We start from the raw sequence: 14,667 nt of genomic DNA, 5'->3' as shown, positions 1-14,667 counted from the left end.
TAGAACCCGCGGATTGCTGACAAATAGAAGTCATGCGCTGCGGCCCAATGTTTGCTGTATGGGCGGAGCGACCAAAATTTGATTCACGGGGCTGAATAGAATAGGAGATACATGATTGAAGGAATTCTTCAAATCGTGCCAATCATGGTGACCGCCGGACTCCTTGGTGCTGCTGCAAGCACCGCGCTGAATAAAGATGAACGGAGCTGGGAGGCCTTCAAATGGAATTGTGTCATCGGTGTATCTGCTTCCTTTCTAATCCCAGTCCTTCTCACTACAGTGTCAAGCAATGTCCTGCAGGCGCTTACGGATGGCTCAGCAGCAAGAATCGACAAATACCTTGTTTTTGCTGGGTATTGTTTGCTTGGGGCAATCTCAGCCCAGCGCCTCATTACAACCTTGAGTGAAAAAGTTCTTCAAATTGCGAAGGATGCAAGAACTACTGCCCAGGAAGCTAAAGCGGAAGCCGAGCAATCAAGGGAATCTGTTGAGGAAACCAAACAGGTCGTTCTCGAAACCCGAGCATCCGCAGAACAGACGAAAAAAGTCGTACTGGCAACAAAAGACGCAATCCAATACGGCATAAAAGAAGATGATCTGGGAAAACCAGTCCCAGCGTCCGTACCGCACCTCGACAAAGCGCTAGTCGATGCAGCGTTTAAGACTGACGATCCATGGAAAGGTAAGTTTGACGGGAAAGCCGAAGCAAACGGCCGTAGGCTAGACGCGGAAGTTACCCGCTTAACGGATTTAGGCGACACGGCGTCCATATCTTTACGAGTGATTTCTATGGATCCCCTCCGTCCTCTTACCGGCACAGTTCAGTTCTATATTCATCAGTCATTTGGGAAATACGACCCTTTAGTCCCTGTTATTGAGGGGAAAGCGCTGCTCAACTTGACGTCCTGGGGTGCATTCACGGTGGGAGCGGTATGCGATGACGGAACCAAACTTGAACTCGATTTGTCAGAGCATCCGGACGCCTGGGAGCCGTGGAAGTCCCGATAGATGTTTGAAGATATCCACGAAGGCCATTCTCAGGGAGGGACTATGAACATTGTCCTGGATCGGCTTCCTTGGTCACATCTTTCCATAGGCCTAATGATGGTCATGCTTTCCGGCTGCTATCTATACAATCAGTCACGCGACAAACAAGGGCAAGCTGCCACCAAAGCGGCATCAGACGTGAAGCTTGTCGATACCGTGACAGCCGTTCAAAAACGATTCGATGGTGTATTGGATCTTGAAATAGATGCCACAAGAGTTTCGCTTTGAGAACATAAGAGACTTAGAAATTCGAGAAGTTGCTTTCACAAATAAACCCATTAAGGATACTTGGCTTAAACGTATGGGAGATCGCATTAAGAAGATTGGCGGTTCGACTGACTGGATAAAGGTAGATGAGCTCGGCCGAGAACCTGAAACCAGGGAACGCCTTGTAGCAGAACGTCGAGATGCCTTCCTTGATACTTTTGTGGTTGAAGCTCCTTCCTGCAAAGCACTGAACGAACAACCTAAGCTTTCCATGTCAATTCTTGAAACGATTGCGATGGAGAAGCGAGACCAAACAACATTAATAATTTGCTGAATCGAGAACTTAAGAGACAGGAGTTCAAGTCAAAGATGAGCCTGACCTTCGCCATTCTGGTTGGAGTCTTGATATTCGGCTTTTTTGTTCTCGCATTCAGAGACGAGAAGATGCGGCAAGCAATATTCTCTGGTCAATCTGGCATTTAATTTCTCACTCTTTTTTCTCTAGTTATCGCGATTATCTTATTCGGCATCACCGGAATTCTTGAAGGGAAAGAATTGGCTGCGCTGCTTGGAGGACTTTCAGGCTACATTCTAGGCCGAGTTTCTACTGATAGGTCTCATGAGGCCAAATGAAGCAAGTAGCCTTCCCAGGCTTGAACCAGAATCTGGTTACGCGTTGAGAACTTGCTTAGACGATTAGTCCCCACCTTCTCGCCTGAATACATTAGGCACCCCGCGTTGTCTGGATCGAAATCAATCGCGCGAGGTGCGTAAGTAAATCCCTTACCCCGGATCACGCATCGCTGGTCATCGATATTGATAGCCCTGACCAACCGTTCGATACCGGCTGGGGCAGCGGTCGATTCGCGCATTGCGTCGCGATTGGAGAAGCAGCGATGAGTTGCACAGGCTCGGGCGTAATTGTATTCAGTCTGTCCCCTTTTCTCGACTGTAATTCCGTGTTCCGGTGGAACCTGCTTGTCTCGATCGATTTTCCTGCGGGTTTTGACGTACCCTCGCAGTGGTCAAAAAGAATCGTTCTGGATCGCTATGTACCTATTCATGATCCAACAGAATCGAAATCAGACAAAATGGCGGGAAAAAGCTGGATGGTCTTTAGTGATGCTTTTTCTAGCATTCACAGCGTTCGCTGGTTGCCAAAGCTTTGATCACGTACAATTTGTTGTTCCCCATATCCATGAAGACCATTTGATATCATCCCTTCATGCCATTGCCAAAGGCGACCTCTCCTATACCCATCTCGGCGCTCGACTTTATGAAGAGATGATCGTGGTAGATCTGATATTCCGGTCAGCTGGACTTGGGGGCAAGCTATTCCACCAATTAGAACCTGAAATAGAGCAAGCCTTGCGGGACATATATGGCAGCCAGGTGTCGGTTATCCGCGATAGGACGAAGCTACTCCCTTTTCCGAAACGTGAGAAGAAAGAGGGCTCAGAGTAGTCTCTGTAATTTGTCACCCTTTCGCAGTTCAATCAGTTGTGTAGGATCTTTCTGTCAAGTAAATCGAGAAGTCATTCATAATCCAGACGCCTCGTAGGGGTGCCGTCGGTTGTTTAATCGGTCTGTCATTTTACAAGCGCGTCGCATCCCACATTGATGACATTCCCATCCGGGTCTCGAAAGGCGAAGTCGCGCAGGCCATAAGGACGATCTTCTGGGGGAACAACGATGTCAACGCCATTGCGTTGGCATTGGATAAACAGTTCGTCGACCTCGTTCGACAAAATCGTAATATTTCCGGTACCGGCCTTTTGCCGCGAAGCTCCTTCCTGGATCAAGTGAATGCATACCGCGTCCCGGTGAAGTCCGGCATAGGTCGGTGGCGCTCCCCAGTCGAAGTCCAGGGTGAAGCCAAGATTGTGGACAAAGAAGCTCTTCGCTTTAGTGATGTCACGCACGGTCAGAATTGGCGTGCATGCAGTAAACACCGTTTTCATTCTGAATAATTTCCCTTCAAGCGCGGTTGAATCATCAAACAATCCAGAATTCCCCCAGTTCATCCCTCACGTATGAGGTGGCTCTACGTAACCGGAGTGTCTGCTTCAATCACTTCCCGCCGAGCACGCCGTCGAGCCAATCGAACATTCGTTGATGGAAGAGCGAACGCGCCTTCATGGCACAATGACCGTCGGCGCCCTCGTTTGCGAGAAAGCGGACAAGTGTCTTCTGACCGGTCATCGCGTCGAAAACTTGTGGAGCGGTTGCTGCCAGATCGTCATTCTCCTCATACGCGAGAAACACCGGGCACCGGATCGATCGAGCGGCTTGTTGGTTGTCGAACTCGCGGGCGATTGCGAGATAGTCGGCGAGCGACTCGATGCCGTGCACCCAGAACGCCCGCTGCACGACTTTCCAGCGCATGACCGGCGAGGATTCGATACGCTCCCTGTAGGGTGCAAACAGCGCAGGATCGGCTGCGCGCGGATTGGCCAGCGCATCGGGCGGCAAATCCGCAAACATTTTTTTCATCGGTCCCCAGAGTCCGATCAAGGCGGGATCCGCGATACAAGCGCCAAGCCGGGGCTCTCCGCTGGCGCCGCGCAATGAGAGGTAGCCGCCAAAGCTCCAACCCGCGAGCGCAAGCCGTGCGGGATCGACTTCCGGGCGTGTCAGCGCATAGTCGACGACTGGGCGAATGACGTTTTCCCAGTCCGGCCGGATTGGCAGACGCTGCTTGATGAGAGCACGGCCCTGTCCCGGACCGTCGAACAGAAGACAGTGATAACCGCGCCGGTTTGCGGCGACCGCGAACGCGAAATACATCTCGTGGACGGTCGAGTCGTAGCCATTGGTGGCGATCAGCGTCCGGCCGGGGCCCTTGGCCCGTGCGGATGGGCAGAAGTAACCGGGCAGCGTGGTACCCTCGTAGGGGATCTCCACCGGCTCAAGCGGAGGGTCCGCACGAGAAGCAAACTCACGGAAGGTCGAAGATTCGCGTTCGAACGCGCGCACCAAATCGGGAGATACGGGGGTGCCGAACAGCATCAGATAGGAGGTGCGGTAGTAGTTGGAGGCGCGCAAGTACGCTTCCCGCGCGCTAATGGAGTGCCCGGCGGCGGCGCAGGTGTCGCCGATGGCGGCGACCCGATCCGCTGTGGCAGTCCATTCGCGATGCCACGCCGCCATGTCCCCGGGCGGCACGCGTTGCATCGTCATGATGCATTCGCCCAAGTCCGCCCCACCGAACTGAATATGGGCGAGTGTGCGCATCGCCTGCTCCTCGAAAAACGCATCTGTTGAGAGCATCAGTTTCTCCTTTGCGATCGGAACACGTCGGCGCTCGCCAGAGGCCACAGGCGACACGACGGACTCTTCCAAGTTATGCTTAATTGGCTCCTTGTCGGTAGCATATGAAAGCACCCAATTGCCAAGGTTGCCCAGAAGTGCACCTATACCAAGGCTGGCCACCGCCTTAGTCCCGTGGGCCACAAAGTCTCGACGCGATTGATTACGGTTATTCTCGTCGATGTTCTTTCCTCTTTCCACGAGATCCGTCTTCCGGCTCGGGCCGACATTTCGACGCTCAATCCCTATAGAGCTTTCTTGGTGATGGGGTCAAGCCTGATGCAATCCGACATGACCAAACCGGACGGCTTGATAACTCTTTCGCTCAGCCGATCGCGAAGCACGGAAGGGAAAACATTACCATCAGATCACGCACCGCTGGTCATCGACAGAATGTCCCTGTTATTAGGCCCTCGATGGACATGGATATACTAAAACTCGCATATTATGCGTCGTGAGTCAAAACCGATCGTATGGCTTGGATCGTCGCGCAGTGACCTTCAGGCGTTTCCGCAGGATGCCAGGCGGTTAGCCGGTTTCAGCTCAGGCAGGTACAACAGGGGCTGGACCCGGCCGACTTCAAGCCGATGCCGTCGATTGGCTCGGGCGTATATGAGATCAGAGTGCATACCGCCGTGGAACACCGTGTCTGTTACGTGGCGAAATTTGCAGAAGCCATCTATGTGCTCCATGCGTTCCCAAAACGGACCAGAAAAACGTCGCAGCATGATGTCAATCTCGCAAGGCAACGCTATCAAGCCCTCCTGGCTCACTGTTGAGCGGGAGATCAGCATATGGGGAGAAGTGACATGAAGCTCAAGATGACAAAATCCAGCGGCAATGTCTTCCGAGACATTGGCTTTCCCCGCGAGGAAGCCGAACATTTATTGGTCCGTGCGGACCTCATGATTCAGGTGCAGAAACTTATCACATCCCGCCGTCTCAAGCAGAAGGCCGCAGCCAAGATTCTTGGCGTTACGCAGCCCCGTGTGAGCGATCTACTTCGTGGACGGATCGACCTGTTTAGCACGGACGCACTGATCGATCTCCTCGCACGCTTGGGAGCGGAAGTACGTCTCAAAGTAAAAGTTCGACCTGCAGCGTGAAGCGCCGCCACGCGTCGCGCAGCGGAGCTTCCAAATAAGATCACAGCCACTTTGGTTCGGTCCTGGGCTGAAATCGATCGCGAGGCAAGCAGCATCTACCATCAGATGAGGGACTATTTCACGGATTGGCACGGTCGGACGGGAACAGCTGGAGCTCCGAGTTCGGTGTGCCATGTTGCCAATTGTTCTGCGGAGCCATTCATTGACATCGACACGCACGGACCATCCGTTCAACGACGGCTGATCCTCCTGAGAAATCATGCATTGCCGAGCGCCTATGGAAGAGTAATGAGCGAAGAGCTCAGATGCGAGGATCGTTCGACGTCAAACAATAGTTTTCTATAATCTTGGTCTGAAAAAGTCGATATCCTGTTTTTGTCCACTGCTTACTGATCTCGCCTGCCGTGTGGGAAGTGCACTACTTGGAAATTCAACGGTAGCTCTTCGCTATGGGGACCGGCGAGACTGGTTGGATCGATCGGTACCGGCTGCCCGATAAACAACAGACCTTCTCCTTCAGCCGTGCCTCGCCCTTGGCCCTCGAAATTCGTGAATTGAAACGGCAGCCCATTCGAATCGATGGGATCGGGCCCGTCCATCACGTGAAAATGGAGATGTGGCGCATCGCTGTTGCCGGAATTCCCGAGCAGTCCCAACTCCTGCCCCGTGCGGACGCGTTGACCGATCCTCAGCCCCAGCCGAGTAATGCTCCCGCGTTGCATGTGAGCGTAGAATGCAAACTTGTCGTCGCCGATGTTCACTACGACATGATTGCCTCCTGCGGTCTGAAGCGTCGGGTCCGACGGAAAAGTGCCGGGGAGGTTGTCCGGTAGGCCGTCTAATAGACCGACGATCACACCGTCGGCGGCTGCATAGACCTTCTTGCCAAAGTAGGCATAGTCGGTCAACCGCTTTCCGCCACCGGTGAAGAGACGGAGGTCCGATGTCAATTGCACGAAATCGATGGCAAATCGTTCCGGCACATCAAGAGTCCCGTTGATCGGAAGGACGGCGCCTCGATGCGCATTCACCTCCGCACAGCAACCATTACCAACATACCATCGTGGCCCGCGCAAAGGCGGCGATACAATGACCGGCCTGTCGTGTTCTACGCGTGTGGGGTCACCGATGAACGTCATGGTCGGCGGAGGGGGGACCTCCGGCGGAGCATTGGGGTCACGCGGGGGCAGATCTTTGTGGTCAGAGGGATCATGATCACGTGATTGCAACGACAGGGTAAATTCATGATTGAGCCTGCGCGGAAGATGGGTTCCCCTGGGAAACGACACATCCACGAATACAAAAGCGGAATGAGAAGGACGAAGGAGCCGACCAAACGCCTCGCCGCCGCGACGAAACATCACCGCCGCCAGTGTGTCGCCTTGCAGGACTTGAATTACCGCCCGGTTATGGTCCGGTGACAATACGCTGATCTTCTCGACGGTCACCAATAAGGCACTCGAATTGACCAATGCGATCTCATAGGCAAGATGGATGCGATCATCCGCACCAAGCACGGGATGGGGAGCCCTGAGGACGCGAGCCTCGATTGGGGATAATACGAGAGGATTGGGGTCTAGATCGACCGCGCGGACCACGGAGGGCGCCATGAAGAGACCAATTAGTCCGGCTACACAGAGGCGGGAGATCTTCATTGCGGTTTTATCCTAAAGCGTGGCGAGGATACATGAGCTTTCGACCGAATCGCAACTGCCATGTCTGTTTAGCCCTTGCCAGGCATGGGTTTTCGGCCATCATCTTTGGAAGACAGTCATAAATCCAAGGCGCTTCTACCATAATTAAGGCATTTGTTTTTACTTACGGCATGGTCTTGTGATCGAGCTCAGATTAGGGTAAGTTGCGCCGCGTGATCGACGTGGGCTGCCCAGTCTCGGGGGTAAGTTCGTGTCCCAGGCGAATGCGCAACTCACTGCGGATATACACGTTCATCGTGTTATGAAGCCATCGCCCCTTATTTCCTTGGCCGTCCTGACTGCAGTTTTAATCGCAATTACGAGTGAACCCTCTTATGCCGCAGCTGCCGATAAGGCGTCTGCACCAAACGCTTGTACGTTGCTGAGCACTGAAGAACTCGGACGGCTGCTCAACAATCCCATCAGGCGGCCGCGTCCAGGAACCGCTGAAAAGGGAACGAACTGTAGATTTTCGGTAGGAGGCACCGACACCCTGAATCTTTCGCTCTGGCCCACCACACCGAAAGATTTCGACGAGTTCAAGAAGACGCTTGCCGATGGCGGGGCAATTCTTGAGAACGCGTCTGGAGTCGGCGATGCAGCCTATTACTGGGACAACCGGATCTATGTTCGGACCGGCAACAACGGCGTGACAGTATGGCTTGGCGTGCCCGTAGACGGCGTCAGTCAGAAACAGCGCCAAACGGTCCTCTCCGTCGCTAAAGCGGCAGTGAGCCGACTTCGCTAAAAGCCTCTAGAACCGTAGATTTTCTCTGAGTTCAAACTCCTCTCCAACATTGTCTGAGCCGAGATCGATCGCGAGATGTGGAAGGGAAAACCGTTACGCTCGAAGTATGCACCGCTGGTCATCGACCGCCTCGGCTACCGGTTCGGTGCGGGCCGAGCTTCTGGGATGCAATGTCGAATTGTGGACCGACGATGTAAGTCATGCACCTGTTCAGCAAGATCAGGAACTGGGCCGTCTACCATCAGATGAGGGACTATTTCACGAATTGACAGCGGTCGGACGGGAGCGGCTGGAACTCCGAGTTCGGTAAGCCATGTTGCCAATTGCTCGGCGGAGCTCACATACACGATACGACCTAGCCCGACCCATCCGTGCGCTGCGGCACACATCGGGCAATGCTCAGTCGAGGTATAGACGCTTGCCGCAGCTCTTGCCTCCAGAGTCATGTTGGCAACCGCCCACCGCGCAATCTCGAACTCGGGATGCCGGGTTCGATCTCCAGAGCCCACGCGGTTGCGATCCTCAAAAAGGATTTTCCCGTCCACTGCGACGAGCACAGAGCCAAACGGCTCGTCGCCTGCATCGAGGGCCTCTGCTGCAAGCTCGACACAGCGGCGCAGGTACTGCCTTTCCCAATTCTTCACCATGATTGGTTCCTCATTCTCATACGGCATTTGTCAAAGAGATGACGGACACTGTTGAGTATACGCCGGCATCAATCTCGATGCGCGGAAAGGAAAGCCTTTATACCGGGGTTCATACACCGCGGATCGGCAACATCAACAGACCCGGCACTCCGTTCGACGCCGGCTGAACTTCGACGGAGCCGCGAATTACATCGCGCCAGAGGAAACCGCCCTCAGTCTGACCTTTAATCCGAGTTATTCTGCACCTTCATCGGATGGGATCGATCGAAGAAAATCGGCAAGACGTACAAGGGGTATTCCCTCAAATTCCTTCAGCTTCAAGAGATGGTGGTCTCCCGTTACGAGGAGATCGGCTTCAACAGTCACCGCACATTCAAGTATGCGATTGTCAGGCTTATCTTCGAGCACCGTGATCTTGCGCGCCGGTCTGACAATCGTTGCTGACCGGCCGATGATCTTCAACGCGGCAGTAATATCTTTTTCTGATTGGTCGAACTTCTCCCGAAGAACCCGAGCGGTCTCGGTGAGAATTGGAACAGAAGTAGAGAGATCAACCTTCCGTCGCTGCGCAAACAAAAGCGCTTGTTCGCCCTGACTTCCCGGAAAGAGAAACGCAGACACGAATACATTCGTGTCGAAGACGACCTTCATCAGCGGTCCTCAAACACGATCCGTTCGACCTCCTCTTCGGTGAGCACGCCAGCCTTGCGAGCTCGACGGGCCATTTTCCGCTGAAGCGCGAAAAATTCTTGTTCCGCTCGTTCCGCCTTATATGTTTCCACCATGCGACGGAACAAGTCGCTCTTTGTCGCCCCCTCACGTTCGGCAAGACGTTCGTACTCTTTGGCAAGCGCTGGACTGACTGAAAATCCGAGCACTGTTGTCTTACGAGGCATGATGGCTCCAATGCTAGAGTTTAACTGAGTTAAACTCTAGCACTGCCCTGCGAGAACTGCAATCCCAGCCGCTTCCTGTTGGGCTCTGGAGGCCGTGATTCATGTGTTCTATTGCCGCTTGTATGTGGCGGGCAAGGCTCAGAAGGTCGTTCGCGTGGCCTGGATGCGCAAGCTCCTGACGATCGTCAATGCGATGCTCAAACATCTGACACCCTGGAATCCGGCGCGGGTCGCCCATGTTTGATTTTTAAGACAGTCAGAATGAAGAATGTCCTTGCTTGACGCTAGGCGATATAACGCCTACCACGCCTGTTGCGGAACTTGTATTTTCTCTGATAGTCGCGACGTTGCTTAGTAATCTCGTACAAAACGATGCCCGAAGTCGTGCCCAAATTAAGACTTTCAATAATCCCAAACATCGGGATACATACACACATTTCACTATGCTTTACGGCTAGATCACTGATTCCCCTCGCCTCATTCCCAAACCATACAGCTAGCTTGGCATGGGCAGTATAGTCGCCTTCATGTAAAACGACGTTCTTCCGTCCCTTTAAATGTGGCGACGTCACAATAGACACGAACCGATTATTCTTTAAGTGCTGGAGGCATGCTTCCGTGCTATCAAACCTCTTCACGAAACTCCATTTGATTGCGGAAACCGATGTACTAGACAACGATTTCTTTTCTCTCATGTCTTGCCAGGATTCTGGCAACGCTCGTCTCGGATCCACTATATAGACCTTCTCCACTCCCAAGGCATTCACATTTCTGATGATAGTCCCAATATTTTTCACATCACGTGGATCCTCAATAACCGCAATTATGTTTTTGCATCTGTAATCCTTTATTTGATCGATGCGCTGTCTCAGGCTGCTTTTTTGTTCAGCTTTATCCACTCACTTTTCCCCTGTCCAGTCTTGCTGCCTAATGCCAGTGTTCATTCATCCTGGCGCATGATCACTCCAGTCATCGTTGGATGCAACCCTGCTTAGGTACTGCTTTTTTTCAGCCTGTCCCCTTTTCCGGCCTCTTGAAAGGGCAAGGCGTACCGCTCAGAATGGCCTAACACCTGCCATTCATCGCAGCAGTTTCAATCCGCCCGGAGGAGGAAGCCGCCATGCGAGAACACAGCGCCGATCTTGGATCGGTCTTTGACGCCCATGTGAAACATGAATTCGTCGATCATGATGTGAACGCGACAATGCGCACAATGGTCACGGAGCCATACCTTCTCCATGTACCGACCCTCACGGGAGGAAATGGAGCCGCGGAGGTTCGAAACTTCTACGAACGGCACTTTGTCGGCAAATGGCCCGCGGATACGCGGGTCTCTCAAATATCCCGTACGGTGGGCACCGATCAGGTCGTCGATGAACTCCTCCTTCGCTTCACTCACGACACGCCTCTAGCCTTTATGCTGCCCAGCGTTAGGCCAACCGGCAAGCGGGTCGAGTTGCCCGTGGTTGTCGTGATGAAGTTCAAGGACGGAAAGATTGCGCACGAACACATCTACTGGGATCAGGCCTCGCTGCTCGTGCAAATTGGGCTTTTGGACTTCAAGACTCTCCCCGTTGTCGGCGCCGAACAGGCGCGAACCCTTCTCGATCCATCCCTCCCATTGAATGGACTGATAGAGGCTGCGAAAACACCGCGTGGTCTGGAATGAGATTGACTGGAAGGCGCGGAAGGGAAAACCGTTACCCGTAATACGGTTGCGGCCCATTGGTCTGTGCATCGATCGGCTGCAGCTTCATATGCTCGATGAAAGCCTGTCTTTCGGGGCCATCAGGCTTCGGGGCGACGTCGAGACCGCGCGTGCCGATCCAGATGCCTGCCATCCCGGCGAGAAGGCAATGGTGTCAGGAACCATTTAGTGCCCATTGGAGTCAGCGTATATCAAGCCAAGATCCGTAATGATTCCTGACACTTTTTCGTTCCCTAATGTCCAAGCGCAGCGACCGTAGTCGGAAACGCCCAGACATGGCAAAGCATAAATAGAGTGATCATCCGACAAAGTCTCGAAGCTCTTTACCTGTCCGGTGAATTCTCCCTGTTGAACGCATAGGTTAAAGGAGCGCCTGAAGCTTACTGATGGGTTTCCGTGATCACGTCACTTGACACGAAACCTTCTTGACTGCCTTTCGAACCTTCCAATCCAGACTCTTCACCTGATCGGCAAGGACAACGCTCGTGCGGTCCGGCGCCTCATCTACTATGACCTCAAATGGATAGCCCTTCTTCTGACTGGTCATGGGGCAGCAAAGCATCAGCCACTGAGCCGGTTGTAGTTAGCCGGAGACAAGACAAGTGCCGGACGATGTCCGCCTGCTCATGGCCGACTTGTGGGTTGAACTCGACCAAACGATATCACGAATTACAACCGGCCTACAGCTTTCTTGCCCAGGGTCTTCAGTTTCTCTTCATCGCCGAGAGCTTTTCTCGTCATGAGTACGATCAAGGTGACTCCTTTCCTGATGTAGAGATCCACCGCTTCAGGATCGCTCTTGCCCCGATCCATGAAAGCCTCGTCGCCAAGCCCTCTGACCATGACCGGCTGTTTCGCATCTTTGTGCAACAGCTTCGACCAGGCCCCCCCTGAGGCCCAGATTTCGAGCTCGTTGTTCTCGTCAACAAAGTTGTACCCGCATCTCACACCGTCACCCAGCGTTTCGCTGGTCGGCGCGCCCTTGAGCTTGCCGATCACCTGTTCAACTTCCGCTGGTGTGACGAGCGTGCAGGGATCGACGGTGGGCGGTGCGGCGTGAATAGTTGAATCTATCGCTGCTAGGGCGACACTGTATACAAGCGTAGAAGCCCATCGTCGAAGTTTCCAGATGACCATGAGAGTTCCTCCACAAAGGTTCTATACACTCCACCATGATTGTGAACGATACGCCATACCGAGAGCCCCTATCAACAAACTAGCAGCTTTTCACGTGACAGTCGTCAACGTCTGAGCAACAATCGCACTGAGAGAGCACAAGATGGATTCTACGCTGACCATCGTCGCGATCGGTTTCAGTGTGCTGGGCTTGACATTTCTCTGGGCTGCTGTAGGTGCGGTTCGCCGGCAGCGGTTTCTCCGCTTTTCCCTGCACAGCGCGCTGGCCTTAGCCTGCCTTGCCACCGGGCTGCTCTTTCTCACAATCCATCTCTCGCTGCAGGGCTATCAGGCGTTGACGCGAGAAGATCTCGTCGCAACGGTTCGCGCTGAATCGACTGGTCCGGAAGAATTTCTCGTGACCATGCGATTTCCGGACGGACGCCCGAAAACCTATGCCTTGGGCGGCAATGAAATATATGTCGATGCGCACATCTTGAAGTGGAAGTCCTGGGCGAACCTCATCGGCCTGCATACGGCGTACGAATTGGATCGGATCTCGGGACGGTACCACGACATTGCCGACGAGCGGGCGAAGCCGCGGACCATCTATGCCCTCTCCAGCAACCGCTCGATCGATCTGTTCACCTTGCGGCGCCGCTATACCTGGCTCGCACCCCTTGTCGACGCGGAGTACGGTTCGGCAGCGTTTATTCCCGCCCGTGATCAGGCGACGTACGAGCTCAGGATTTCGACTACCGGCTTGCTCTTTCGCTCCCCCGCAACAAGTTCCAACTAGCGTTTGGCCACGGAACGCTCTCCTTGCCTGCATCTTCCATCACGACAGTGGAATGGTTACTGACACCATCTTATCTGCGTTGTCTGGGCAGAGATGGCGCGGAAGGAAAAACTGATAACTTCAGATCACGCCTACTGCGTCATCGACCTCGACAACCCAGGTCATCCCTTTGATGCCGGACGGATCTCGGCGGAATCGGGAATCGCGTCCCGGCTGCAAAAGCAGCGATAAGCCTGCACCATCTATTTCAGAAAACCAGAAGACGGCCTGGCAATAATGTCTACTTCCATTTTATTCAGCCTGTCCCCTTTTCTTGCCTCTGATCGCGCATGGTCCGAGATTGATCGCGAGGTGCGGAAAGGAAAAGCTTTTAGCTTCTGATCACGCACCGCTGGTCGTCGACATCGAAGGCGCTGGCTATCCCTTCCACGCCGCCTGGTCTTCGACGGATTCTAGAATTGTGTCGTGACAGCCTTAGTGGCTAGCGCCATGGCCTAGGCCTCTCACTCCATCTTCCGACGCACCTGGCAGCCGGGACAGTAGACACTCGTGCGGCCACCAAGCACGATGCTGGACAGACGCCTTCCGCAACGGGGGCATGGCTTGCCAGCGCTGCCATAAACGAAGAAAGAGTCGCCAGGATCGGCGAGTTCCCGAGCAATGGCCTGATGGAGGCCCCTCGCCATCTCGCGTGCGTCGCGAGGCAAGAGTGCGATGCCCGGCGAGCGCGGATCGAGACGCGCGATCCACAGCGCATCAGTGGCGAGAATGTTCCCGATCCCTGCGAGCACTCGCTGGTCCATGAGGATGATCTTCACAGCACGTTGGCTCTTCGCGAAGGTCTCCGAGAGGCGGCCTATGTCAACGCCATTGACCAGGGGATCGGGGCCGAGAGTAGTCCAGTCGGCGATGTCATCGCGCGCCACGATGAGACGTCCGAACCGCCGCGCATCCACATACCGCACACTGATTGCCCGGCCGCGTTGGATGACGTCGATGCGGGCACGTTCCGAGCGCTGCGCAGGTGCGTTCATCGGTACTTGCAGCCAGTCCCCGGTCATCCCCAGGTGCGAGAACACCCGGCTCTCGTCGTCTAGGATAAAACGCAGCCATTTGCCCTTGCGAGCCACGGCATTGACGGTTCTTCCGGTGAGGGTGCGCACGAAGGCACGCGATGGCTGCGGCCGAGTCAGGCGTACATCCAAGCAGTAAGCGGCACTCACTTTCGCGCCGACGAGCCAGCGTTGCAGATGCCGACGCGCTATCTCAACGTCTGGTAGCTCGGGCATGGTTCGACGTTAGTCCAGCCATGAGAATGGGCGATCGCTGCAGGGCATTAAGGATCACAGTCTGGCTGGGTTTCAACGGATTCGCAAATCGCGGAGCAGCG

The 14,667-nt window shown here is 54.2% G+C and carries 18 protein-coding genes and 3 pseudogenes; 10 read left to right on the top strand and 11 right to left on the bottom strand.

Features of this window, described 5'->3' with window-relative positions; translation table 11 throughout:
• Positions 1 to 111 precede the first annotated feature (111 nt).
• The 4 genes from W02_RS20060 to W02_RS20045 all read left to right on the top strand — a co-directional run bounded on the left by W02_RS20060 (position 112) and on the right by W02_RS20045 (position 2,718).
• Positions 112 to 1,008 (top strand): YEATS-associated helix-containing protein, encoded by an 897-nt coding sequence (locus W02_RS20060; RefSeq protein ID WP_173050968.1) that lies wholly within the window; start codon positions 112 to 114, stop codon positions 1,006 to 1,008.
• Positions 1,009 to 1,275, top strand: coding sequence for a hypothetical protein (locus W02_RS20055; protein ID WP_173050965.1), 267 nt, complete (start codon positions 1,009 to 1,011; stop codon positions 1,273 to 1,275).
• Positions 1,253 to 1,588, top strand: coding sequence for a hypothetical protein (locus W02_RS20050; protein ID WP_173050963.1), 336 nt, complete (start codon positions 1,253 to 1,255; stop codon positions 1,586 to 1,588). Before W02_RS20055 ends, W02_RS20050 begins: the two co-directional genes overlap by 23 nt.
• A 728-nt stretch (positions 1,589 to 2,316) precedes the next feature.
• Positions 2,317 to 2,718, top strand: coding sequence for a hypothetical protein (locus W02_RS20045; protein ID WP_173050961.1), 402 nt, complete (start codon positions 2,317 to 2,319; stop codon positions 2,716 to 2,718).
• Between the two features lie 125 nt (positions 2,719 to 2,843).
• On the opposite strand, the gene W02_RS20040 is transcribed toward W02_RS20045, so the two are convergent.
• Both W02_RS20040 and W02_RS20035 read right to left on the bottom strand, forming a co-directional pair.
• On the bottom strand, positions 2,844 to 3,278 hold the full coding sequence (locus W02_RS20040) for a VOC family protein (RefSeq protein ID WP_173050959.1): 435 nt from the start codon (positions 3,276 to 3,278) through the stop codon (positions 2,844 to 2,846).
• A gap of 46 nt (positions 3,279 to 3,324) precedes the next feature.
• Positions 3,325 to 4,524 (bottom strand): S9 family peptidase, encoded by a 1,200-nt coding sequence (locus tag W02_RS20035; protein ID WP_173050957.1) that lies wholly within the window; start codon positions 4,522 to 4,524, stop codon positions 3,325 to 3,327.
• Positions 4,525 to 5,010: 486 nt separating this feature from the next.
• On the opposite strand from W02_RS20035, the pseudogene W02_RS22310 reads away from it, so the two are divergent.
• Positions 5,011 to 5,342 (top strand): annotated as a pseudogene (locus tag W02_RS22310) (type II toxin-antitoxin system RelE/ParE family toxin).
• A gap of 30 nt (positions 5,343 to 5,372) precedes the next feature.
• The gene (locus W02_RS20025; protein WP_173050956.1) at positions 5,373 to 5,669 is read left to right on the top strand and encodes a helix-turn-helix domain-containing protein; all 297 of its coding nucleotides are present in this window, start codon (positions 5,373 to 5,375) and stop codon (positions 5,667 to 5,669) included.
• A gap of 386 nt (positions 5,670 to 6,055) precedes the next feature.
• On the opposite strand, the gene W02_RS20020 is transcribed toward W02_RS20025, so the two are convergent.
• The gene (locus W02_RS20020; RefSeq protein ID WP_173050954.1) at positions 6,056 to 7,324 is read right to left on the bottom strand and encodes a M23 family metallopeptidase; all 1,269 of its coding nucleotides are present in this window, start codon (positions 7,322 to 7,324) and stop codon (positions 6,056 to 6,058) included.
• Between the two features lie 301 nt (positions 7,325 to 7,625).
• On the opposite strand from W02_RS20020, the gene W02_RS20015 reads away from it, so the two are divergent.
• Positions 7,626 to 8,111 (top strand): hypothetical protein, encoded by a 486-nt coding sequence (locus tag W02_RS20015; RefSeq protein ID WP_173050952.1) that lies wholly within the window; start codon positions 7,626 to 7,628, stop codon positions 8,109 to 8,111.
• A 134-nt stretch (positions 8,112 to 8,245) separates the two neighbouring features.
• Here W02_RS20015 and W02_RS20010 read toward each other — a convergent pair whose 3' ends face one another.
• The 3 genes from W02_RS20010 to W02_RS20000 form a co-directional block, all read right to left on the bottom strand.
• The gene (locus W02_RS20010; RefSeq protein ID WP_173050950.1) at positions 8,246 to 8,758 is read right to left on the bottom strand and encodes a nucleoside deaminase; all 513 of its coding nucleotides are present in this window, start codon (positions 8,756 to 8,758) and stop codon (positions 8,246 to 8,248) included.
• Between the two features lie 234 nt (positions 8,759 to 8,992).
• Positions 8,993 to 9,409, bottom strand: a complete 417-nt coding sequence (locus W02_RS20005) for a putative toxin-antitoxin system toxin component, PIN family (RefSeq protein ID WP_173050948.1) — start codon at positions 9,407 to 9,409, stop codon at positions 8,993 to 8,995.
• On the bottom strand, positions 9,409 to 9,654 hold the full coding sequence (locus W02_RS20000; RefSeq protein ID WP_173050946.1) for a ribbon-helix-helix protein, CopG family: 246 nt from the start codon (positions 9,652 to 9,654) through the stop codon (positions 9,409 to 9,411). Before W02_RS20000 ends, W02_RS20005 begins: the two co-directional genes overlap by 1 nt.
• A 94-nt stretch (positions 9,655 to 9,748) precedes the next feature.
• Here W02_RS20000 and W02_RS19995 point away from each other — a divergent pair, with 94 nt between their 5' ends.
• Positions 9,749 to 9,898, top strand: a complete 150-nt coding sequence (locus W02_RS19995; protein ID WP_173050945.1) for a hypothetical protein — start codon at positions 9,749 to 9,751, stop codon at positions 9,896 to 9,898.
• A 40-nt stretch (positions 9,899 to 9,938) separates the two neighbouring features.
• Here W02_RS19995 and W02_RS19990 read toward each other — a convergent pair whose 3' ends face one another.
• On the bottom strand, positions 9,939 to 10,553 hold the full coding sequence (locus W02_RS19990; RefSeq protein ID WP_173050944.1) for an RNA methyltransferase: 615 nt from the start codon (positions 10,551 to 10,553) through the stop codon (positions 9,939 to 9,941).
• A 221-nt stretch (positions 10,554 to 10,774) separates the two neighbouring features.
• On the opposite strand from W02_RS19990, the gene W02_RS19985 reads away from it, so the two are divergent.
• A complete protein-coding gene (locus W02_RS19985) occupies positions 10,775 to 11,323 on the top strand; it encodes a nuclear transport factor 2 family protein (protein WP_173050943.1) in 549 nt (182 codons plus the stop codon).
• Between the two features lie 34 nt (positions 11,324 to 11,357).
• On the opposite strand, the pseudogene W02_RS22305 reads toward W02_RS19985, so the two are convergent.
• From W02_RS22305 to W02_RS19975, 3 genes and pseudogenes are all read right to left on the bottom strand, one after another.
• Positions 11,358 to 11,504, bottom strand: a pseudogene (locus W02_RS22305) (FABP family protein); the annotation flags it as partial.
• Between the two features lie 258 nt (positions 11,505 to 11,762).
• A pseudogene (mazF, locus tag W02_RS22300) lies at positions 11,763 to 12,032 on the bottom strand (endoribonuclease MazF).
• The gene (locus tag W02_RS19975) at positions 12,032 to 12,499 is read right to left on the bottom strand and encodes a hypothetical protein (protein ID WP_173050942.1); all 468 of its coding nucleotides are present in this window, start codon (positions 12,497 to 12,499) and stop codon (positions 12,032 to 12,034) included. Before W02_RS19975 ends, mazF begins: the two are co-directional and overlap by 1 nt.
• Positions 12,500 to 12,641: 142 nt before the next feature.
• Here W02_RS19975 and W02_RS19970 point away from each other — a divergent pair, with 142 nt between their 5' ends.
• Entirely contained in the window at positions 12,642 to 13,277 is a 636-nt protein-coding gene (locus W02_RS19970; RefSeq protein WP_173050941.1) for a hypothetical protein, read from the top strand.
• Positions 13,278 to 13,780: 503 nt separating this feature from the next.
• On the opposite strand, the gene W02_RS19965 is transcribed toward W02_RS19970, so the two are convergent.
• Positions 13,781 to 14,566: an Fpg/Nei family DNA glycosylase gene (locus W02_RS19965; protein WP_173050940.1), complete on the bottom strand. Its 786-nt coding sequence runs from the start codon at positions 14,564 to 14,566 to the stop codon at positions 13,781 to 13,783.
• Positions 14,567 to 14,667 lie beyond the last annotated feature (101 nt).

Source organism: Nitrospira sp. KM1 (assembly GCF_011405515.1).
Lineage (GTDB): Bacteria > Nitrospirota > Nitrospiria > Nitrospirales > Nitrospiraceae > Nitrospira_C.
Note: the sequence above shows the minus strand (reverse complement) of the source record. Positions and strands in the feature narration are given on the sequence as shown.